This window comes from Pseudomonas sp. H1_D04, from assembly GCF_054683855.1.
Genome location: NZ_CP162826.1, coordinates 6,206,167 through 6,229,996, shown reverse-complemented (window position 1 = coordinate 6,229,996; position 23,830 = coordinate 6,206,167). Strand labels below are relative to the sequence as shown.

Genomic DNA, 23,830 nt, shown 5'->3' with positions numbered 1-23,830 from the left:
CGCGCCATGAAACAGTATTCGCCCCCAGCGGCGAAGCAGCGCGGCATGGCGATTATCAGCGCGTTGCTGATCGCCGCCGTGGTCGCGGTGATCGCCGGCGCCATGCTCACGCGCCAGACCGTGTTTACCCGCAGCCTGGAAGCCGAGCAGATGCGCACGCAGGGTCAGTGGCTGTTGCAGGGGGGCTTGAACGCAGCCGACAGATGCTGTGGGAGGCGCGCCAGAAAGACGTGCTGACCCGCCTTGACCAACCTTGGGCCCGCGCTCAGGGCGGCACATTCGAAGGTCGGGTTGAAGACGAGCAGGGCAAGTTCAACCTGCGCAACCTGGTCAATCGCCAGCGGGTGGATGCCGAGCAACTGCAGAGTTTTGAACGCCTGTGCCGCCTGATCGGTGTTGACCCGGCGGTGAGCCGGCGTATCAGCCAGCGGGTCATCGCGTCCTATGCGCAACTCGATACGCCCGCCAAGTACCCGATGCTGCGCAGCCTGGATGACTTGAGCGGTGTGGAAGGCCTCGACGCCGCGGTGTTGCAGCGCATGCAGACCTATATCAGCGTGCTGCCCGACATGACTTGGGTCAACGGCAACACCGCCCGCGCCGAAGTGCTCAGCGCCGTGGTGCCCCAACTGAGTCTGTCCCAGGCCCAGGCGCTGGTGGCTGAACGTGACGGCGGGCATTGGTTTATCAACCGGGGGGATTTCGTCAATCGCCTGCACTTGCCCCAGGTGGCGGTGGACTCAGTGCAGGTCGGCATCACCAGCGAGTGGTTTCGCCTGCAAGGCCAGGCGCGGCAGGAGCAACGTCGGGTGACCCTCGATGCGCTGCTGCACCGTCCGGAAAATCGCCGGCCCCAGGTGATCTGGTCGCGGGTGGGCGTATGAAACGCTTGCGCATTGCCTTGCCGCCGCTGGCTGAATTGAGTGTGGACAGCCGGGTGAAATGGGCCTGGTGGGAGCGTGGCACGGTGGTCTCTGAAGGCCATGAGAGCCTGGCGCAATTGGGCAAGGGCCGCCACGCGGTGGACTGCTTTCTGCACCCCTGCGACAGCCTGCTGACAAGCCTCGAATTGCCGCCACTGCCTGCCGCCAAAACCCATGCCGCCGTGGCCTGCGCGGCCCAGGCGTTGATCCTCGGCCCAGTGGAACAGATGCAAGTGGCTCACGGCCCGCGCGAAAGCGATGGCCGCGTGCAGGTTGGTTGGGTGCCGAAGGCTGGGCTGGAACGACTCAGCCAGGTCCTGGCGCAGGCGCCACTCAAACTGCGCGGCCTGTATCCCGCGCCCTATGCCTTGCCGGTAGGGGCTGCGGCGTTGGATGAAGGCTATTTGTTGACCCGCGACAGCCTGCAACAAGCAGCGGTGCACCCGCTGGGTTTGCAGGCGCTCGATGTACCGCTGGTGGCCGCGGCGCAGCGTTGGGCCGGTGCCGTGCCGAGCTGGGGCCTGCACGCGCGTCTCAGCCAAGCGTCCAGCGGTGGCTGGGGCAGGGCGCTGGGCTGTGTCGCGTTGGCTGCCGTCGTGTGGACGGTCGGCCTCAACCTGTACGCCGCCCGCCAGGCGGATGAAGGCCAGCGGCTCAAGGCGTTGATGAGCCAGCAGGTACGCCAGGCGTTTCCTGAATTGCCGGTGGTGCTCAACCCGTTGCAGCAGGCCCGTCAGCAACTGACTGCACGCCAGACTGGCGCCGCCGCCGACCCCGGCCAGCGCTTTCCCAGCCTGCTGCAACTGGTGGGCAGCCATCTGCCGTTTATGGTGGGCAGCGTCGACACCCTGACCTTCGAGCAGGGGCGATTGCACCTGGAACTGCTGGCTGACAGCCGCAGCCCGGCGGCCGAGGGCGAGTGGCAAGCCGTGTTGGCCCAGGCAGGGTTTGCCGCCACACGGGACGACCATGGCTGGAGCATTGCGCCCGCCCAGGTCGCGGAAAAACCTGGAGCCGGCGATGAATAAATGGCACCGCGTACGCAGCCAGACCCATGTGTTCTGGAACGGCCTGGCCCTGCGTGAAAAACGCATGCTGGTGGGGGCCGGTCTGGTGCTGGCGAGCCTGTTGACCTGGCTGATTCTGGTCCAGCCCGCGCTTAAAAAGATCGACTATTGGCAAGCCGAAACCCCCAAGCTGCGCGCCCAGGCTGCCGCGTTGCAGGTGCTGTTGCAGGACGTCACAGCACCTCGGCCCGCCGACGAAGCTGCGCTGCGCCAGGCCTTGGACAGCGCCGGTCTGCGCGAGCATTACCAGTTGCAGGCGCTGGATGCTGGCGGTTGGCGCCTGACCTTCGACAACGCCCCGGCGGACGCTGTGGTGGGCTGGTTGTTGGGCAATCCCCGAACCTTTTCTCTGGAAGTGTCCGAGGCACGTTTGCAGCGTGCCCCGGACACCGTCGACACCTCGGCCGGCACTGTGTCCGGGACCGTTCGCATGGATCAGGCGCTTGGCGCTAAGGAAGCTTCATGAAGTGGTCAGTCCCCCCTTTTCGTATGGCCGCGCCACTGCTGTTGCTGGCGCTCAGTGCGTGCAGCACCCAGCAGGCCACCAAGCCGTTGTTGGTGGACAGCGAACTCGGCCAGCCGTTGGCCGAGACCCGCCGCGGCGGCGATACCGTGCTGGATCGCCAGCGCGAACTTGTCCCCAAACCCGCCATACAGCACCGGGTGACCAACAGCGCCCGAGGCCAGGCCCCGACGACCGTCAAGGCACGTAATCCGCTGGGCGACCAACCGGTGCAGCTCAATTTTGTCGACGCCGATATTCAGGCCGTGGTGCGCGCACTGTCCCGTGCTACCGGTCAGCAGTTCCTGGTGGACCCACGTGTCAAAGGCAACCTGACCCTGGTCAGCGAAGGCCAGGTCCCCGCGCATCAGGCCTACGACATGCTGTTGGCGGCGCTGCGCATGCAGGGGTTCAGCGTGGTTGATGTCGGCGGCGTGGCCCAGGTGGTGCCGGAGGCCGATGCCAAGTTGCTCGGCGGGCCGATCTACAGCGCCGGCAGCAGCGGCATGCAGACCCGTACCTTCCGCCTGCAATACGAAAACGCGGTGAACCTGATCCCGGTGCTGCGCCCCATCGTGTCGCCAAACAACCCGATCAACGCCTATCCCGGTAACAACAGCATTGTCATCACCGACTACGCGGAAAACCTCGCGCGGGTCGCGCAGATCATCAGTGGCATCGACACGCCCAGCGCCATCGACACTGACGTGGTGCAGATCCAGAACGGCATTGCTGTCGATATCGCGGCCATGGTCGCCGAGCTCCTGGAAACCCAGGGGGCCGACCAGACCCAGAAGATTAATGTGATTGGCGATCCGCGTTCCAACTCCATCATCATTCGCTCCGGCAGCCCCGAGCGCACGGAGCTGGCGCGCAACTTGATCTACAAGCTCGACAACGCCCAAAGCAACCCCAGCAACATGCACGTGGTGTACCTGCGCAACGCCCAGGCGGGCAAGCTGGCCCAGTCGCTGCGCGGGTTGCTGACCGGCGAGAGTGACGCCGGGGTCAGCGACGAGGCGCGCAGCAAACTCAGCGCCATGGGCGGCAATGGCCAGAACACCACCCCAGCCAGCAATGCGCAGAACAGCAGTGGTACGCCCACCGGCAGTGGCGTGCAATCGAGCTATGGCCAGGATTCACCCTCCACCGCCAGCCCGTCCAAGGATCAGGACACTGCGTTCAGCGCCGGCGGCGTAACCATCCAGGCCGACGCCACCACCAACACCTTGCTGATCTCCGCGCCGGACCCGCTGTACCGCAACCTGCGGGAAGTGATCGACATGCTCGATCAACGCCGCGCCCAAGTGGTGATCGAAAGCCTGATCGTCGAAGTTGGCGAGGACGACGCCACGGAATTCGGCGTGCAATGGCAGGCCGGCAACCTGGCGGGCAAAGGCGGGTTTGGCGGCGTCAACCTCGGCGGCAGCGGTGTGAATGGCACGCCCACCAGTCCCACTAGCATTGATGTGTTGCCCAAGGGCCTGAACATCGGCCTGGTCAACGGCACCGTGGATATTCCAGGAATCGGCAAGGTGCTCGACCTCAAGGTGCTGGCCCGCGCCTTGAAGAGCAAGGGCGGCACCAACGTGCTGTCCACGCCCAACCTGCTGACCCTGGATAACGAAGCGGCGAGCATTTTTGTGGGGCAGACGATTCCGTTTGTCACCGGCAGTTATGTGACCGGCGGCGGGGGCACCAGCAATAACCCGTTCCAGACCGTGCAGCGCGAAGAAGTGGGGCTCAAGCTGAACGTGCGCCCGCAGATTTCCGAGGGCGGCACGGTGAAGCTGGATATCTATCAGGAAGTCAGCAGTGTGGATTCCCGGGCGTCGGTGGCAGCGGGCACGGTGACCAACAAGCGCGCGATCGATACCAGCATCCTGCTGGATGACGGGCAGATCATGGTGCTGGGTGGGTTGCTGCAGGATGGCTATAGCCAGAGCAACGACGCGGTGCCGTGGCTATCGGATATTCCGGGGTTGGGGGCGTTGTTTCGCAATGAGAAGCGCAGTGTGAGCAAGACCAACCTGATGGTGTTTTTGCGGCCTTACATCATTCGCGACAGTGGGGCGGGGCGCAGTATTACCTTGAACCGCTATGAGTTTATGCGTCGGGCGCAGGGTGGGTTGCAGCCGGAACACAGTTGGGCGATGCCGGATGTGCAGGCGCCGCAGTTGCCTTCGGTGGAGAAGGCGATTCCGGGCGGGCAGCAGCCGGGGCCGAGGGCGGTGATTCGGGCTGTACCGGTAGGTGCACGGCCATGAATCCAAATGAAGATTTGAATGTGGGAGGGGGCTTGCCCCCGATGAGGGTGTGTCAGCCACAGATTTACACACTGACCCACCGCTATCGGGGGCAAGCCCCCTCCCACATTTGGACCGTGCTCGGTCAGGAAGATACCTTGTGAGCCTGCTCCCCTACGCCTGGGCCAAATCCCAACGCATCCTCCTGCGCCCCGGCGAGGACGGCATGTTGCTGACCGTCTGCCCCTCAACCCCTGGCTGGTCGATCAGCGAAGTGCAGCGCCAGTTCGGCCAGTCGCGGATTGAGCAGGTGGAGAAGGCGATTCCGGGCGGGCAGCAGCCGGGGCCGAGGGCGGTGATTCGAGCTGTACCGGTAGGTGCACGGCCATGAATCCAAATGAAGATTTGAATGTGGGAGGGGGCTTGCTCCCGATGAGGGTGTTTCAGCCACAGATGTACACACTGACCCACCGCTATCGGGGGCAAGCCCCCTCCCACATTTGGACCGTGCTCGGTCAGGAAGATACCTTGTGAGCCTGCTCCCCTACGCCTGGGCCAAATCCCAACGCATCCTCCTGCGCCCCGGCGAGGACGGCATGTTGCTGACCGTCTGCCCCTCAACCCCCGGCTGGTCGATCAGCGAAGTGCAGCGCCAGTTCGGCCAGTCGCGGATTGAGCAGGTGAAGAAGGCGATTCCGAGGGGGGCAGCAGCCGGGGCCGAGGGCGGTGATTCGGGCTGTACCGGTAGGTGCACGGCCATGAATCCAAATGAAGATCTGAATGTGGGAGGGGGCTTGCTCCCGATGAGGGTGTGTCAGCCGCAGATGTACACACTGACCCACCGCTATCGGGGGCAAGCCCCCTCCCACATTTGGACCGTGCTCGGTCAGGAAGATACCTTGTGAGCCTTCTCCCTTACGCCTGGGCCAAATCCCAACGCATCCTCCTGCGCCCCGGCGAGGACGGCATGTTGCTGACCGTCTGCCCCTCAACCCCTGGCTGGTCGATCAGCGAAGTGCAGCGCCAGTTCGGCCAGTCGCGGATTGAGCAGGTGGAGAAGGCGATTCCGGGCGGGCAGCAGCCGGGGCCGAGGGCGGTGATTCGAGCTGTACCGGTAGGTGCACGGCCATGAATCCAAATGAAGATTTGAATGTGGGAGGGGGCTTGCTCCCGATGAGGGTGTTTCAGCCACAGATGTACACACTGACCCACCGCTATCGGGGGCAAGCCCCCTCCCACATTTGGACCGTGCTCGGTCAGGAAGATACCTTGTGAGCCTGCTCCCCTACGCCTGGGCCAAATCCCAACGCATCCTCCTGCGCCCCGGCGAGGACGGCATGTTGCTGACCGTCTGCCCCTCAACCCCCGGCTGGTCGATCAGCGAAGTGCAGCGCCAGTTCGGCCAGTCGCGGATTGAGCAGGTGGAGAAGGCGATTCCGGGGCGGGCAGCAGCCGGGGCCGAGGGCGGTGATTCGGGCTGTACCGGTAGGTGCACGGCCATGAATCCAAATGAAGATTTGAATGTGGGAGGGGGCTTGCTCCCGATGAGGGTGTGTCAGCCACAGATGTACACACTGACCCACCGCTATCGGGGGCAAGCCCCCTCCCACATGTGGACCGTGCTCGGTCAGGAAGATACCTTGTGAGCCTGCTCCCCTACGCCTGGGCCAAATCCCAACGCATCCTCCTGCGCCCCGGCGAGGACGGCATGTTGCTGACCGTCTGCCCCTCAACCCCCGGCTGGTCGATCAGCGAAGTGCAGCGCCAGTTCGGCCAGTCGCGGATTGAGCAGATACGCGATGACGAACTCGACGGTCTCCTGGCCAGTGCCTACGCCGACACCGGCAGCGCCGCGGCCGTGGTGGGCGCGGCGGAAAACGAGGTCGACCTCGACCGCCTGATGCAGGACATGCCCGAGATCACCGACCTGCTCGACACCCAGGACGGTGCGCCGGTGATCCGCATGATCAACGCCTTGCTCACCCAGGCAGCGCGGGACGAGGCCAGTGATATTCATATCGAGCCCTACGAAACCCATTCCGTGGTGCGCTACCGCGTCGACGGCACGCTGCGCGATGTGGTGTCGCCACGCAAGGCGCTGCATGGCGCGTTGGTGTCGCGGATCAAGATCATGGCCCAGCTCGACATCGCCGAAAAACGCCTGCCCCAGGATGGGCGCATTGCGTTGCGTGTGGCCGGGCGGCCGATTGATATTCGAGTGTCGACGGTGCCCACCGGGCATGGCGAGCGGGTGGTGATGCGTTTGCTCGACAAGCAGGCCGGGCGTTTGCAGTTGGAGACTCTGGGCATGGAGCCGCAGTTGCTCGCGCGCCTCGATACCTTGATCCGCCAGCCCCACGGCATTGTGCTGGTCACCGGGCCCACCGGCAGTGGCAAGACCACCAGCCTGTACGCGGCGTTGGCGCGGTTGGACGCGAGCACCAGCAATATCCTTACCGTGGAAGACCCGGTGGAATACGACTTGCCGGGCATCAGCCAGATCCAGGTCAACGCCAAGATCGACATGACCTTCGGCCTGGCGCTGCGGGCCATTCTGCGTCAGGACCCGGACATCATCATGATTGGTGAAATCCGCGACTTGGAGACCGCGCAGATCGCCGTGCAGGCCTCGCTCACCGGTCACTTGGTACTCGCCACGTTGCACACCAACGATGCGGTGTCGGCGGTGAACCGCTTGATCGACATGGGCGTCGAGCCGTTCCTGTTGGCGTCGTCATTGCTGGGTGTGTTGGCCCAGCGGTTGGTGCGCCGCCTGTGCCCCCATTGCAAGCAGGAAGATCCTGCCGCGCCGGGCACCTGGCGTCCGGTGGGGTGCTCGCACTGCAACCAGGTCGGTTACAGCGGGCGTACCGGTATCCATGAATTGTTCTGCGTCGACGACGATGTACGCAGCCTGATTCATCAGGGCGCCGGCGAGCAGGATTTGCGCCTGGCCGCGCGGCGGGCCGGGATGTTCAGCATGCGTGAAGACGGTGAGCGCTGGGTGCGCAGCGGCGCCACGGCCCCCGAAGAAATCCTGCGCGTGACACGGGACGCCTGATGAATCGCTATCGCTATGAAGCCGCGGATGCCAGCGGCAAAGTCGAGGTCGGGCATGTGGAGGCCGACAGCCAGAGCGCAGCGTTTGCCCACTTGCGCGGGCGGGGTTTGACGGCCTTGTTGGTGCAGATCGAAGGCGGCCAGCCAGCGGCGGCGGGCAGTAGCCTGTTCACGCCCAAGCTCTCGGACAACGACTTGGCCTGGGCCACGCGGCAACTGGCGAGCCTGCTCGGCGCCAGCCTGCCGTTGGAGGCGGCGCTGAGTGCCACGGTGGAGCAGGCCGAGAAAAAGCACATCGCCCAGACGTTGGCGGCCGTGCGTGGGGATGTGCGCGGCGGCATGCGCCTGGCGGATGCGTTGGCGGCGCGGCCACGGGACTTTCCGTCGATCTACCGTGCGTTGATTGCGGCGGGGGAGGAGTCCGGTGACTTGGCCCAGGTGATGGAGCGCCTGGCGGACTACATCGAGGAACGCAACAACCTGCGCGGCAAGATTCTCACCGCGTTTATCTACCCCGGTGTGGTGGGGCTGGTGTCCATCGGCATTGTGATTTTTTTGCTCAGTTACGTGGTGCCCCAGGTGGTCAGTGCGTTTTCCCAGGCGCGTCAGGACCTGCCGGGGCTGACGCTGGCGATGCTCAACGCCAGCGACTTTATCCGCGCGTGGGGCTGGCTGTGTTTCGCCGGGATTGTCGGCGGTTTCTGGAGTTGGCGTTTGTACCTGCGCAACCCGGTGGCGCGCTTGAATTGGCACAGTCGCGTGCTGCGCCTGCCGCTGATCGGGCGCTTTGTACTGGGTCTGAACACGGCGCGGTTTGCCTCGACCCTGGCGATCCTCGGTGGTGCTGGCGTGCCGCTGTTGCGGGCGCTGGAGGCGGCGCGCCAAACCTTGTCCAACGAGCGCCTGAGCCAGTGCGTCAACGACGCCACTGCCAAGGTACGCGAAGGGGTCAACCTGGCGCCGGCGCTGGCGGTGGAGAAAGTCTTTCCGCCGGTATTGATCCACCTGATCGCCAGCGGCGAAAAAACCGGCTCGCTGCCGCCGATGCTTGAACGTGCAGCGCAGACGCTGTCGCGGGATATCGAACGCCGGGCCATGGGCATGACCGCGCTGCTGGAGCCGCTGATGATCGTGGTGATGGGGGCGGTGGTGCTGGTGATTGTGATGGCGGTGCTGTTGCCGATCATCGAGATCAACCAACTCGTTACCTGATCAAACGGCGTGAGCGGGCTTACTGTGGTGAGCGGGCTTGCCCCGCGCTGGGTGGTGAAGCCACCCCAAAACCTGACACGGCACCCTCTCTGAGACACCGCGTTTTGTCGGGGGGCAGATCCATTGCGTGGAAATCCAGTTCTATTGGGGGGCGAACGTCCTCCACCACTCAAAGCGTTTTTCAGTTGTTTTTTTGGTATCCCGATGTCCGGGTCCCAACCTCGGGTTCCTCATTCCGTCATCTGCCAACGGTTCCTGCCGCCTCCACGGCAGGGCCTCTGAAACCTCGCTGTCACCTGGGCTGAAATCGCTCAGAATCATGACCAAAACACCCGAGAATCTTTTTAAAAATCAAGTGTTTCCTCCCGAGGTTTTTTCCTACATCTGTCATCGGAAACTGCGACTTTCTCTTCCATGGTTTTCACCCCCGGCCACCCCTTTATCACGGCTTGGGACCGAAGCCATGGCGTCATGCAAGAGCCATCTACCCCAAACGTACAAACACGACGAAAGGAGATTCTTCATGTTTAAGCGCAACGTTCTCGCGGTATCCATGACCCTCGCTGCACTGTGCTCGGCCCAGGCTGCAATGGCTGACATCAACGGCGGCGGCGCAACCTTGCCACAGCCGCTGTACCAAACCTCCGGCGTCCTCACCACTGGCTTCGCCGCCTACATCGGCGTGGGCAGCGGCAACGGCAAGGCGGCTTTCCTGAACAACGATTACACCAAGTTCGTGGCGGGCGTGACTAACAAGAACGTGCACTGGGCAGGCAGCGATTCCAAGCTGACGGCTGCTGAGCTGCTGGCTTACAAAACCAACAAACAAGCGACTTGGGGCAAGTTGATCCAGGCGCCTTCGGTGGCCACTTCGGTCGCCATTCCATTCAACAAGGCTGGCGCCAACCCGGTTGATCTGAGCGTCAACCAACTGTGCGGCGTGTTTTCGGGCCGCTTGACCGACTGGAGCCAGATCACTGGTTCGGGTCGCACTGGCGCGATCAAAGTGATCTACCGCAGCGAGTCCAGCGGTACCACCGAACTGTTCACGCGCTTCCTCAACGCCAAGTGCGCTGAGACGCAACCGTTCGCCGTGACCACCACCTTTTCGTCCAGCTACGGTGCAGGCTTGCCTGCTGGCGCAGTGGCCGCTACCGGCAGTCAAGGCGTAATGACCGCGTTGAACGCTCAAGATGGCGCGATCACCTACATGAGCCCGGATTACGCGGCGACCACCTTGGCCGGTCTGGATGACGCCACCAAAGTGGCCAAGATTGGCGGTGTTTCGCCAGCGCCTGCCAACGTTTCCACCGCCATTGGCCAGATCCCTGCGCCAACCGAAGCCCGTGCCGATGGTTCGTTCATCGACGCCACTAACCCGGACAACTGGGTACCGGTATTCGCTGCCGCCGCCAGCGGCCCGGCGACGTTCGCCTACCCATCCAGCGGCTACCCGATCCTGGGCTTCACTAACGTGATCTTCAGCCAGTGCTACGCCGACGCCACCCAGACCACCCAGGTCCGTGCGTTCTTCAACCGCCACTACGGCAACCTGATCAACAACGACACCGCCATCAACAACAACCGCTTCGTGCCGCTGCCAGCCAACTGGAAAAAAGCCGTGCGTGACACCTTTGCCACCGCTTCCAGCGCTCAAGGCATCGGTAACACCAGCGTCTGCAACGCCATCGGTCGTCCGCTGTAACCCAGGCTTTCAACGACCCGCAACCCCGATCAGCAACGGCCTGTGCCGTTGCTGATTTTTTTTGCGTTAGCAGCCCTTTATGAACTTTGCATGACAGAAGTTCAGTCCCGCCCCTCGCCAACCGCCTAACCCTCATACGTGAGCCTGTCTTGCTCCTGGCGATTACAAAGAAGGAAGATTCCCGATGGTCCGCTGCAAACCCACGCTCAAGCTGAATGCCCAGGGCTCGCACGCCCAGACTGTGTTGCGCCTCAAGCCTCTGGCTCAGGTCATTGCCTTGTTGGTGGTGGCGGGCAATGCCCATGCGGCGACGGCGTTCAGCCCAGCGTGGTTCGCGGCCAAGGGGGCGACCCAGGCGACGACGGCGGCGCGGATCAATGCGGGGCAGATGCCGTCGGTGCCGACGCTGAACCAGCAGGCGCGGGTCAACCAGCAGTTGGCGCGGTCCATCAGCACGCTCAACAACACGGTCGCGGCGATTGCGGCGCAGCAGGCGGCGCAGGCGGCCGGTCGGCAGGCGGCGTTCGGTCAGGTCTCGACGATTCCCGATGGCCTCGGCAAGGGCGGCTTGCAGGTGGACAACAGCCTGACCCAGGGCTGGACCAATGCCAAGGCGCCGACCCAGACCCAGGCGGGCGGCAAGACCACGGTGAGCATTGAGCAGACCGCCGACAAGGCGATCCTCAACTGGGAGACATTCAACGTCGGGCGCAACACCACGGTGGATTTCCAGCAGCAGTCCACCTGGGCGGTGCTCAACCGCGTCAATGACCCTGAGGCACGCCCCAGCGAAATCCAGGGCAAGATTCAGGGCGCGGGCACGGTGATGATCATGAACCGTAACGGCGTTGTCTTCAGTGGCACCAGCCAGGTCAATGTGCGCAACCTGGTGGCGGCTGCCGCGACGATCACCGATGACCAGTTCATCCAGCGCGGCCTTTATGTCGACACCAATGGCACTCAACCGACGTTCACCGATGCGGCGGGCAAGGTCGAGGTGCAGCGCGGTGCGTTGATCCAGACCCACAACGCCGCCACCTCCACCGACGCGGGCGGCTATGCCTTGCTGCTCGGCACCGAAGTGGAAAACGCCGGCACGATCATCACCGCCAAGGGCCAGACCACCCTGGCGGCCGGTGACAGCTTTTACATTCGCAAAGGGGTGGGCACGGCGGGCAACGAGCGTTCCACCACCCGTGGCAATGAAGTCGCCGCCAGCCTCAAGCCGGGCAGCAGCGCAGGCAAGGTGATCAACAACGGCCTGATCATGGCCTCCACCGGCGACGTCACCCTGACCGGGCACCAGGTTCAGCAAAACGGCGTGGTCCTGGCCAGCACTTCGGTGGACACCCGCGGCTCCATTCACTTGCTCAACTCGGCCAGCGACACCGGCGGCAGCGTCACCCTGGGGGAGGGCAGCACCACTGCAATCCTGTTGGACGCCAGTGGCAGCACCGCCCTCAACAGCCAGAAAGACAACGGCCTGATCAAGCTCGACGGCACGCCGGCTAACCTGATCACGGGGCAGTTCAACCACCTCAGCGCCGTGGCCGACCGCACTGACCAGTCGCGTATCGAGATCGTCAGCGGTGGCACCGTGGACTTCCAGAAAGGCTCGATCACCCTCGCCACCGGCGGCCAGGTCGCGGTCAGCGCCGGTCAACGCAGCCTGGTGCGCGATGGCGCGATGATCGACGTGTCGGGCGCCGTGGGCGTCAAGGTGTCGATGGAAGCCAATAACATCAAGATCAACGTACAGGGCAACGAGCAGCGGGATGCGCCGATCAACCGCGACAATGGGCAACTGATCAATAACGACGTGTGGGTCGACTTACGCGACCTGGTGTTTGTCCCGGCCGGCACCAACGGCTACGCCACCGATCGCTGGTACACCGCCGGTGGTCTGCTGGAAGTCGGCGGTTACCTCGGCACCCAGGGCCATTCGGTGGGCGAGTGGATGGCCCAGGGCGGCACCGTGACGTTTACCGGCAAAGATGTCGTGACCCAGCAGGGCGCGCAGATCAACTTGTCGGGCGGCACCGTGGATGTGCAAGGGGGCTACATCCGACAAACCTGGCTCAAGGGCCCGGATCGACGGTTGTACGAGTTGTCCAAAGCACCCGGCGACATTCTCTATTCCGGCATTTACAAGGGCTATGAAGACACCAGTGTTCGCTGGGGCCAGACCGAGTACTACTACAACCCGATGATTGCTCCGCAGGGCCGTAACGAGGCCGGTTATACCGTGGGCCGTGACGCCGGCAAGCTGGTGGTCAGCACCGCCAGCGCAGTGCTGGAAGGCCAGATGATCAGCGCGGTGTTCCAGGGTGATCGCCAGACCCAGGCGCCGAACATCAACCTGGACGGTTACCAGCAATCCCAAAAAGCCATGGCCCAGCTCGCGCAGTTGATCATTGGCCAGTACACGCCGATCTACAACAAGACCACCGGCACCTTGCGCTACGCCTTGGGGGCGAACGCCGACGAGGTGTCGATCGAAGGCAGCCTGGAAAAAATCGCCGATGGCCTGGACCTCGCCACCGCGTTGCCCCAGGACCGCCAGGGCAAAATCCTGCTCGACAGCGAGCAGCTCAGTGGCAACCCGTTGGGCGCGATCAAGGTCGCGGCCAGGCAGCAGGTGACCGTCAATGGCGCGCTCAGCGTGGCCGACGGCGGCGACATCACCCTGTTCGGGCCGAGGGTTGATATCAACGCCAACCTGACAGCCCTGGGTGGCAGCATCAATGCGGGCAACATCCTCAGCCAGGTCAACCCGCTGAAAGCGGGCGAGGTCGAAGACACGACCCTGGCCGGTGGTTCGAGTGTGAATGTCGCGGCCGGCGTCAAGCTCGACGCCCGTGGCCGCTGGAACAACCTACTGCTCGACCCGACCAACAGCACCGGCGTGGCGTATGTCAACGGCGGCAAGGTCTCGCTGCGCAGTTCGAACAACGTCAACCTGGCGGCCGGCAGTGTGGTGGATGTGTCCTCCGGTGCGACCCTCGGCGTCGACGGCAAGCTCACCGGCGGCAAGGGCGGCAGTGTGACCCTGGGCGCCCTCGGCGCCTTGGCGTTGGAGGGCGAGGTGCGCGGCTTTGGCGTGAGTGGCGGCGGCACCCTGGCCTTGCAGGCACGCAAGGTGCAGATCGGCAACAGCGCGGCTGCGGTGGACAGCGACACCCTGAAACTGGCTGGCGACTTCTTCAATAAGGGTTTTTCGGCCTACGACATCACCGGCAACGAAGGGCTGATCGTCACCGACGGTACGCAAGTGGATGTGAGCCTGCCGACCTATCGTTTGGGCGCCCAAGCGTCCACCACGCCAACGGGCAGCGATCCCGCCACGGCCTTGGAGCAATGGACGCCGCCGCTGTACCAGGAGGACGCGACCAAGGGCGTGCTGACCCAACGCCGTGGCGCCGGTTTGAGCCTCACCGCCGGCACGGTCTACGCCACGGCTGCGCAACTGGCGAGCACGGCCCTGACCGTGGGCCACGGCGCCGTGATCAACGTCGATCCCGGCCAGGCCATCAAGCTGCGCAGCATCGGTCAATTGACCCTGGACGGTACGCTCAATGCCTGGGGCGGCAGCGTCAGCCTGGGCGGTGTGACCACCGGCGCCTCGGAGGCGGTGAACGCCATCGGCCATGACCGCTCGATCTGGATTGGCGAACAGGCGTTGATCGACGTGGCGGCGCGGGCGGCCACGGCGGTGGACTACCGTGGCCGCACTTACGGCGTGGTGCGCGACGGCGGCACTATCAACATTGGCGGCTCGCTTGACCTGAACACCGGCCTTGCCACGGCCAGCGACATGTTCGTGGTCGTGCGCGACGGTGCGCGCCTGGACGCGTCCGGCACCCAGGCCTTGCTGAATATTCCAGGGCAGGGCGCGGTGCAGGTCGCCAGTAACGGTGGCAGCATCAGCCTGGCCTCCAACAATGGCCTGTACCTGGATGGCAGCCTGGTCGCCAAGGCCGGTGGCGCCGGCGCGGCGGGCGGTAGCCTTAACCTGGCGCTGGAGAGCCCGTATTACCAGAAAGCCGGGGTCACCGATCGGGTGCTCAAGGTCCGTGACCTGGTGTTGAGCCAGGTGCACCAACCGACCGCGCTGGGCGACAGCCTGGAGTACGGGCATGGCCGCCTGGGCGTGGATCAAGTCACTGCTGGCGGCTTCGATAACCTCGCGCTGTTGAGCAATGGCTTATTGAGCTTTGACGGTGATGTGAGCCTGGACATGGGCCAGAGCCTGCGTCTTTACAGCCGTGGTTATGGCCTCAGTGAAAACGCGGCAGGCAACTCACGTATCAACCTGACGGCGCCGCACCTGTTGCTGGCGGGCTACCTTGCGCCTCCCGAGACGGGCAAGGATTTATACGTGCGTCCGGTGCCGGTGTTGCCGGTGCCATCCCAGCGTGCAACCGAGGCGCAGTTCAATGCCGACGGCGACCTGGTGGAAGTGCGCGGTAATGTGATCTTCGGCAATCGCAGCAGCCTGTACGGTGCCGACAATAGCCTGGCGAGCCTTGAGCGCCGTGGCTTCGATCAGGTCAACCTGACCAGCCAGGGCGATTTGCGCTTTCTGGTGGGCGCCTCCGCGAACGACATCATCACCGGTGTCAGTACCCAGTTACTGACTCAGGGCGACATGACCCTGCGGGCGGCGCAGGTGTACCCGAGCACGGAAGTCAGTGCCCGTGTCATCGCCGGTTACCTGGGCGAGTCATCGGCTGTGCAGGGCCTGACGTTTGACCCTTTACGCACGTTGACCATTGGCCGCGTCGGCAGCACGGACGCGCCCCTGCCGTATTCGGCGTTCGGACGCCTGCAACTGGGCGCTGCCACCGTCAAGCAAGGCGGTGTGGTGCGCGCGCCATTGGGCCTGATCGATATCGGCAGCATGGGTAGCAGCCTGGTGCAATTGCTGCCGGGCAGTGTCACCTCGGTGAGCGGCAAGGGCCTGGTGTTGCCCTATGGCGGCACGCTGGACGGGCAGGTTTACAAGTACAACGGCAAGACGGTGACATTCCTCGGCCAAGGCGGGCTGGCCAATACCAACAGCGACTTGAGCGTGGGCGTCATTCTGGGCGGCCAGTCGGTTGCGGTGCAGCCGGATGCCATCCTGGACCTGTCGGGCGGTGGCGAGTTACTCGGCGCCGGGTTTGTTTCCGGGCGCGGCGGCTCCACGGATGCGCGTTACAACCCGCTGGTGCAATTTGGTGCCAACGGCGGGTTTGTGTTGCCGGGGCTGTCCACCAACCCGATCTACGCCATCGTGCCGGGCGTGCAACCCGGCGTAGCGCCGGTGGCTGCGGAGGGCGGTGCCGTGGCGCCGCTGGTTGGCCAACAGGTCACCATCGGCGCGGGTGTGCCAGGGTTGCCGGCGGGCACCTATACCTTGATGCCGTCGACGTATGCCTTGATGCCCGGCGCCTATCGCGTGGAGATCAATGGCCTGGCCGGAGTCGGCAGCGACGCCGCGACCACCTTGATGCGCAATGGCTCGTGGGCCACGGCCGGGCAGCTGTCGATTGCCCACACCGGGATCCGCAACAGCATTGCCAGCCAGTTGATCCTGACTTCGGCGGACACCCTGCGCCGTTATTCCCAATACAACGAAACCAGTTACGCCCAATTCGCCAAAGCCGATGCGGCCAGGTTAGGCGTACCGCGCCCCATGCTGGAAGCCGACGCCAAGACCCTGAAACTGGCATTGCGCCCCGGCCAGGGGGCCGACGCATTCTCCTTCGAGGGTATCGGACGTTTTGATGCCGCGACGGGAGGCTATGGCGGTACGGTAGCGGTACTGGACCCTGGCAAGCTCGGCATTGAAGTGATCGCGGCTGACGCTTCGGCTACCGCCGGTTTTTCCGGCATTACGCTTAAAGCCGACACCCTCAATGCCATCGGTGCTTCACGGCTGATGGTGGGGGGCATGACCATGGTGGAGTATGGCCAGTCGGGCAACTTCATAAGCCTGGCATCGGGTGTGAATGCCGCCGATAGCAACGTGACTTTACGTGCGGGCGCCACCCTTGCCGCGCCCGAAGTGTTCCTGGTGAGCAACACCGGCGCCATCGTGGTAGAGCAGGGCGCTTCGATCAACACCCTGGGGCGCGGTGCCGCCAGCTACGATGCCCGCGACGGTTTTATCTACCAAGTTGCCAATATGCTGGCCGTGTCCAACGGTTTGCTGAACGTGGTGAGTGCCCCTCAAGTCGGCGGTGTGACCAGCGGTGGTATCAACATCGGCGCATGCAGCACGAGCGTCTGCACCGGCCAGACCGGGTTGTATTCCGATGGCAGCATCGTGGCCCTGACCGACAGCACCTTCCAACTGGGCGACCAGGTGCGCTATGGCACTCGTCACCTCAACCTGGGCGTGAGCACCATCAACCTGGGCAGCGTCGAAGCCCTCGCCGCGGCGGCTGCCGCAAACCGCTTGCCAGCCGGCCTGACCCTGAACCAGGCGCTGCTCGACCGCCTGCTGCGCGGCGACACGCAATTGGGCGCACCGGCCCTGGAGACCCTGCAGTTGTCGGCGCGTGACGGTTTTAACTTCTACGGCAGCGCCAGCCTCGACACCTATGACCCGCTGACCGGCAAGTCGCTGCTGAGCAACCTGATGCTGTCCACCCCGTCCATCTATGGCGCCGGTGGTGCCAGCGATGTCGCGACCATTCACACCGCTAACCTGATTTGGCTGGGCGCTACCAACGCTCCCGGCGCGGTGGTGGCAGGCGGCGCAGGCACTGGCAGTGGGCGCCTGGATATCAATGCCGAGCGCATCGAGTTTGGCTATGGCGAATTTGGCCAGCCCAGCACTGTAAAAAGCTTCGACCGCCTGGCCCTGGGCTTTGCCAACGTTGCTCTCAACGCCAGCGAGCGCATCACCGCCAACCGCAAGGGCAGCTTGTCGGTGTACCAGCGCCAGGGCGCCTATGACCCGGTCAGCGGCTTCCAGTACAGCGGCGGCAACTTGACCATTCGCACCCCGCTGATGACCGGTGAGGCCGGCTCGGTGAACACGATCAAAGCCGGCGGTGCGATCGATATCGGCGCCTCGGCAGGCCCTCGTGGCAACGCCAGCGGCCAGGGTGCCGCACTGTCCCTGCAAGGCGACAGCATCCGCGTGGCCAGTGCGGTGGTGTTGCCCAGCGGTAAAGTCAGCCTCAGTGCCCGTGGCGATGTGGTGTTGACCGACGACGCGCTGATTGACGTGGCCGGTCGTGGGATCACCTTCAACGATGTGACCCAATACGGGTGGGGCGGCGATGTGCTGCTCGACAGCCGCAGCGGCAATATCCTGCAGGCGGCGGGCTCGACCATCGACCTGTCCGCCAAGCACAACCAAGCCGGCAAGTTGCGTGCGGTGGCCACGGATGCGGCGGGTGGAATCGTCGATCTGCAGGGCAAGATCCTCGGCAGCAGCAGTGGTTACTACAACGCCGGTGGCACCTCTATGCCGCAACCAGCCGGAACCGTGGAGATCCAGGCGCAGCGCCTGGGCAGCAGCGGCTCCCTGGACCAGCAGTTTGCCGACCTCAACCAACGCCTGAACCAGGGCGAAGTGTTCGGTGCGCGCAGTTTTCAGCTCAAGCAGGGCGACCTGACCATCGGCAACGGGCTCAAGGCCGGCACCGTCAGCGTGTCCGTGGACAACGGCAGCCTGCGCGTAACCGGCCTGGTGGACGCCAGCGGTGAGCGCGTCGGCAGTATCAACCTGGCCGGCAAGAACGGCCTGACCCTGGACAGCACAGCCGTTCTCGACGCTCACGGCAGCAAGCTGCGCGTGGACAGCTACGGCAAGATCATCGACTCGCCGAACCGCGCCACGGTGGTGCTGGGCTCCGGCAGCGGCCAACTGACCCTCGCCGATGGCGTACGCATCGACCTGCGCCACGGTACCGGCGCGGCTGCTGGTAATGACGGACGCAATCGCGGCACCCTGGAACTGAATGCACCACGGTTGGCAGGCAATGACGTGGCGATCGACGCCAGTGGACGCTTGACCATTCAGGGCGCGCGCTCGATCACCCTCAACGGCATGGCGACCTACGACGATGCACCCGAAAAAAGCGATCCGACCGCCAGTGGCAGGCCGTATCAGGAAATCACTCAAGGTTATCTGGATGCAAAACACGCCTTGAGCGAGGCCTTCATCAATGCCGCCCTGCTCAATACGAACTTGCTGGATAACAAACTCGCTGGCTTGAATAACGCGACCTACGCCGACGCTTTCCACCTGCGCCCCGGTGTGGAAATCGTCAGCAAGACTCCGGACGGCGACCTGGTGGTCCAGGGCGACCTGGACTTGTCCGGTTATCGCTATGCCAGCCTCAACCCCAACAGCCAGAAGAACAATGCCGTCTACGGCTCCGGCGAGTCCGGCAGCCTGACGCTGCGCGCCGGTGGGGACTTGAATATCTACGGCAGCATCAACGATGGCTTCGCCAAACCGCCGGTGTCCGAGGATGACAAAGGCTGGGTGCTGCTGACCGGTGTGGACTTCAGCGGCGGCACCATCGTGGTGCCGGGCAACGGTGTGACCCTGGCAGACGGTACGGCCTTTCCGGCGGGCAGCACGCTCAACTACGACCTGCCGATTAAAGGCCTGACGGTCGCCGCCGGCACCCGTTTGCCAGTGGCCGCGACCTTGGGCCAGGACCTGGTTCTGCCGGCGGGCAGCGTATTGGCGGCGGACGTGCGTGATGCCGGGGGCAACCTGTTGTTCGCCGCCGGTACGTTGCTCGCCGAGGCGCACACCCTGGTGGCGGGCACGCAATTGGGGGCCGGGACACTGTTGACCCAAGGCACCCGTCTGCAAGACATGATCTGGCCCAAAGGTGTACCGCTGCCGACGGTGCACGGGGCGAACCTGGCCAATAACATCGTGCAACTGAGTGGCAGCAAAGCCCTGCCGAAGGGCGCGCTGATCCCCGCCGGCACCGATGTGAAGTTGCCCAACGGGGCTGCCTCGGTGCAGTTGCGGGTTGGGGTGTCTGGCGACGCCGGTCAGGTGTGGGCCATCTCGCCGATGCTGGCCGAAGGCACCCAATCGTGGTCGTTGCGCCTGGTGGCGGGTGCCGACACCGAGGCCGCGGACAGCCGTCTGCTGCAAGCCCATCCGCGCAGCGGCGATATTCATCTGGCCGACAATCACTACGGCATGTATGCCAAGGAATTGCCGAGCAAAGGCGTTCAGACCTGGACGGCCGAAGCGGTGGCGGTGCTGACCGAGGCTGGGTTGGACATCAAAGAGGGCGACCCCATCGACCAGCAATTGCTCGATGACTTGAGCCTGGGGTCGATCGAGGATTTCTGCGCCGGCGCGCCGGAGTATTGCGCGATCAAAGTGACCTACGTGTGGACGCAGCAAGCGGCTGACGATCTGTTGAACCAGTCCGGTGTGATCATCCCCGTGGGCGCGGTGATTACCAATGAGTTCCTCGCCAGCCTGGAGCTGCCTACGGTGGATGAAGTCTGCGCCCTGGCTCCCGAATATTGCGCGGCCCAGAGCACGACTGAATACGGGGCGACGCCTTCGAGTACACGTTTCAGTGTGATCCGCACCGGCCGCGGCGACCTGGAGTTGTTGAGTGCGGGCAACCTGAGCATGGATTCGCTGTACGGCGTGTACACCGCCGGTACTTCATCGACCGGCACGTTTGCGGGTGACCCGTACAACCAGCCCAACGCTCAACCGTCCGGCGCTGTGCTGAACGATCCGGGAAGCTACTTTGAGCAATTCGTCAACGGCTCACCCACCAGCCGCTACCGGGCCTGGTACCCGGAGGCCGGGGGCAATCTGACCCTGAATGTCGGCGGTGACCTGACCGGTTATATCACCAGCACTGCGACCAGCAATGCGCGTCCCAACCCCAAGGACGCCGGGGTGGACTCGGCCGCAGTCGGCAACTGGCTGTGGCGCCAGGGCAGTGGTGACGTGGCCACGGGCGGGCAAGCTCAACCCACCGCCTGGTGGATCAATTTCGGCAGTTACACCGCGACCACGGCGGCGGACAAAATGCTTGGCTTCACCGGCTTCGGCACCTTGGGTGGCGGCAATCTGGACGTGAACGTGGTCGGTGATGCCGGGGTCTTGGATACCTTGGGCTATGGCTTCAACAACACCACTGTAAACCCCCACAGTCAGGGCCTGGCCCTGGCGGTCGGCAGCACGGGGCGGATCGCCAGCGATGGCACCCAGCAGTTGACCGGCGGCGGCGATTTGCGCGTGCGCATCGGTGGGGCGCTGAACCCGGCCAGCGTGGCCGCGACTGCGGACCATCGTGATGGTGTGCTGGTCAACCTGCGCGGCGATGTGCAACTGCGCAGCACCAGCGTGGGCAGCGTCGACATGCTCTACGGCAGCATTGCTCCCACCCAGAGCCCGGGCGAAACCCGCGCGTTCGACCCATTGGTCGCGACCCGTGGCGTTGCCCGTGGTGGCATGACCCTGGTGCCCGGTGATGCCACGTTCAACCTGCAGACCCTGGGCGACTTGGTGGTGCAAAACGTCGAAGACCCGGGCCGGGTACAGCTTTCGCACGTATCACCCTTTGCCCAAGGCGCGAAAGTCGGCAGCGGTTCAAGCTGGTTTACGTTGTGGACTAAAGACACCGCGATTGATCTGTTTTCACTGGGCGGCAACCTCACACCCTTCACCCGCTCCGAAGCGACGGCCGACCTGGCGGTGGTCTACCCGTCCATCCTTAACGCTACCGCAGCGGGCGGCAGCCTGTATTACGGTAAAGCCGCGCAGACGCAGACCAACGGTGACAGCGCCTACAGTTATCCCTTGCTGTTGGCGCCTGGGGAAAACGGCCAGTTGCAGTTCCTCGCCCAAGACTCGATCTACGCCGGCGGCATGCCGGTTAGCCAGTCCGGCACGGCGAACAGTGCGATGGCGACGCCGTGGAATCCTGCGTACCAAGGCCGGGTGGGCAACGCCGTGGTCGCCAGCAACCTGTCGGTCACGGGTAACGCGGGCAACCTCTCATTGTTCGCATTCGGGTCTGGCACCACAGCCGCTTCATCTGCGGGCAGTGCTGAACCGGCGCGGTTTTATGCGATGGACGGCGACCTTGTCGGGGTGAGCAGTGGTCGGATAATCACGTTCCAGAAGACACCCGGGTCAGTGCATGAAGGTGAGACCTGGTATGAAGGGAATGGCGCGGTCCGCATGATGGCCGGGCGGGATATCGTCAGCAGTGGTCGTACCTTTGGCACTGATGGTTTTACCGTCGCGTCGCCAAGCGACAATCTGTTCATTCATAAAAACACTCAGGACATCTCCATCGTGTCTGCCGGGCGCGACATTCTCTACAGCAACTTCCAGGTAGCCGGCCCCGGCCTGCTGGAAGTCTCGGCCGGGCGCAATATCCTGCTGACAGGCACGGGCGGCGAGCACAGCGTGACCAGCCTCGGCGCGGTGTTGCCGGGCGACAACCGCCCTGGCGCGAGCATCGTCATGCAGGCCGGTGTCGGCGCCACCGGACCGGATTACCAACGGTTCGTCGAGAGCTACCTGAACCCGCTCAACCAGGCACACGCGGGCGAGTCCTTGCAGGGCGGCAAGGTGGCCAAGACCTACGAGGACGAACTGGCCACCTGGCTGGCCGAGCGCTTCGGGTTTGCCGGCGACAGCGAGCAGGCCCGCGCTTACTACGCTGCATTACCCGCTGAGCAACAACGGGTGTTTGCCCGTGATGTGTATTTTGCCGAACTCAAGGCCGCTGGCCGCGAGTACAACCAGGACGGCGGCGTCCGCGAGGGCAGCTACCTGCGTGGCCGTGCGGCGATCGCGGCGTTGTTCCCGACCAGGGACGTGGCCGGCAACCCGATCACTTACCAGGGCGACATCACACTGTTCAACGGCTCGGGCGTGCACACCAATGCCGGTGGGTCGATCCAGATGCTCACCCCCGGCGGCGGCCAGACCTTCGGCATCGAAGGCGCGGCGCCACCGTCCACGGCGGGTGTGATCACCCAGGGTGCCGGTGACATTCAGCTGTATTCCATGGGCAGCATCCTCTTGGGGCAGAGCCGCATCATGACCACCTTTGGCGGCTCGATCATGGGGTGGACCGCCGAGGGCGACATCAACGCCGGTCGCGGCTCCAAGACCACCGTGGTGTACACACCGCCCAAGCGTGTCTATGACAACTGGGGCAACGTGGGCCTGTCGCCGTCGGTGCCAAGCACCGGTGCTGGGATTGCCACGCTGAACCCGATCCCGGAAGTACCGGCGGGAGACATCGACCTGATCGCGCCGTTGGGCACCATCGACGCGGGCGAGGCGGGGATTCGGGTGTCGGGTAACGTCAACATCGCGGCCTTGAGGGTGGTGAACGCGGCGAATATCCAGTCCCAGGGCAAATCGTCTGGGGTGCCTGTAACGGCCTCTGTTAATACCGGCGCCATGAGCTCGGCCAGCGCGGCGGGGGCAGCGGCCTCCCAGGCGGCGGAAGATGCGGCGCGCAGTCAGCAGGCGGCGGCCAAGCAGGGCAGGGCTTCGATCGTGACGGTGGAAGTGCTCGGGTTTGGGACTGAGCCGGTGCAGCGTGGGGTTGAAGAGGGGCAGAAGACGTCGGGGTATAACCCCAACAGCCCGGTGCAGGTGCTGGGCGCGGGGCCGCTGAGTGAACAGGCGCGGGCGCGGTTGACGGACGAGGAGAGGAAGCAGATTTCGTTGTAGTTGGGTTGGTAGGGCCTCTCGTTGGACTTTTGGGGTGATCTTTGATTGCCCCGTTTTTTTTTGCTCGTGTACATATCCGTTATTTGGGTAACGGCGGCTTAGGGTTCCGCTCTTACAGCGGGTCACTTTTGTAAAGGCACAAAAGTAACCAAAAAGCCTTCGCCCCACCACTCGGTGCCTCGCCTAGGCTCGGCATGCCCGTAATCCGACATTGATTTGGGGGGCCGCCGCCACGCGCCATCCATGGCGCAGGGCGGCTAAACCGGCATCCCTGCCGGTTTACCCCCCAAATCAATGTCGAATTCCGGCCATCGTGGTTGACGGGGCGATTTCAGATCAAAAGCAAGAGCGCGGCGGCCTTAGAGCCGACCGGGTTCTCAGCTCCAACTCCGTCCAAATGTGGGAGGGGGCTTGC

General features: G+C 64.1%; 7 protein-coding genes and 5 pseudogenes. All 12 read left to right on the top strand.

Annotated features, from left to right (window positions below; all coding sequences use genetic code 11):
- The first annotated feature begins 6 nt into the window (after window positions 1–6).
- Window positions 7–884, top strand: a pseudogene (gene gspK, locus AB4N82_RS28620) (type II secretion system minor pseudopilin GspK).
- Window positions 881–1,951, top strand: a complete 1,071-nt coding sequence (gene gspL, locus AB4N82_RS28615) for a type II secretion system protein GspL (protein ID WP_460104040.1) — start codon at window positions 881–883, stop codon at window positions 1,949–1,951. The pseudogene gspK and the gene gspL overlap by 4 nt, the downstream one beginning before the upstream one ends.
- A complete protein-coding gene (gene gspM, locus AB4N82_RS28610; RefSeq protein WP_122681462.1) occupies window positions 1,944–2,456 on the top strand; it encodes a type II secretion system protein GspM in 513 nt (170 codons plus the stop codon). The genes gspL and gspM overlap by 8 nt, the downstream gene beginning before the upstream one ends.
- Window positions 2,453–4,759, top strand: coding sequence for a type II secretion system secretin GspD (gspD, locus tag AB4N82_RS28605; RefSeq protein ID WP_122755896.1), 2,307 nt, complete (start codon window positions 2,453–2,455; stop codon window positions 4,757–4,759). Before gspM ends, gspD begins: the two co-directional genes overlap by 4 nt.
- A gap of 139 nt (window positions 4,760–4,898) precedes the next feature.
- A pseudogene (locus tag AB4N82_RS28600) lies at window positions 4,899–5,051 on the top strand (type II secretion system protein GspE); the annotation flags it as partial.
- Window positions 5,052–5,268: 217 nt separating this feature from the next.
- Window positions 5,269–5,413 (top strand): annotated as a pseudogene (locus AB4N82_RS28595) (type II secretion system protein GspE); the annotation flags it as partial.
- A gap of 226 nt (window positions 5,414–5,639) precedes the next feature.
- Window positions 5,640–5,792 (top strand): annotated as a pseudogene (locus tag AB4N82_RS28590) (type II secretion system protein GspE); the annotation flags it as partial.
- A gap of 217 nt (window positions 5,793–6,009) precedes the next feature.
- Window positions 6,010–6,162: pseudogene (locus AB4N82_RS28585) on the top strand (type II secretion system protein GspE); the annotation flags it as partial.
- A 218-nt stretch (window positions 6,163–6,380) separates the two neighbouring features.
- The gene (gene gspE / locus AB4N82_RS28580; RefSeq protein WP_032885400.1) at window positions 6,381–7,799 is read left to right on the top strand and encodes a type II secretion system ATPase GspE; all 1,419 of its coding nucleotides are present in this window, start codon (window positions 6,381–6,383) and stop codon (window positions 7,797–7,799) included.
- Window positions 7,799–9,010 (top strand): type II secretion system inner membrane protein GspF, encoded by a 1,212-nt coding sequence (gspF, locus tag AB4N82_RS28575; RefSeq protein WP_095185996.1) that lies wholly within the window; start codon window positions 7,799–7,801, stop codon window positions 9,008–9,010. The genes gspE and gspF overlap by 1 nt, the downstream gene beginning before the upstream one ends.
- Window positions 9,011–9,533: 523 nt before the next feature.
- On the top strand, window positions 9,534–10,715 hold the full coding sequence (locus AB4N82_RS28570) for a substrate-binding domain-containing protein (protein WP_122763656.1): 1,182 nt from the start codon (window positions 9,534–9,536) through the stop codon (window positions 10,713–10,715).
- Window positions 10,716–10,899: 184 nt separating this feature from the next.
- Complete coding sequence (locus AB4N82_RS28565; protein ID WP_122763655.1) at window positions 10,900–23,415, top strand: filamentous haemagglutinin family protein; 12,516 nt, start codon at window positions 10,900–10,902, stop codon at window positions 23,413–23,415.
- Window positions 23,416–23,830: the final 415 nt, after the last annotated feature.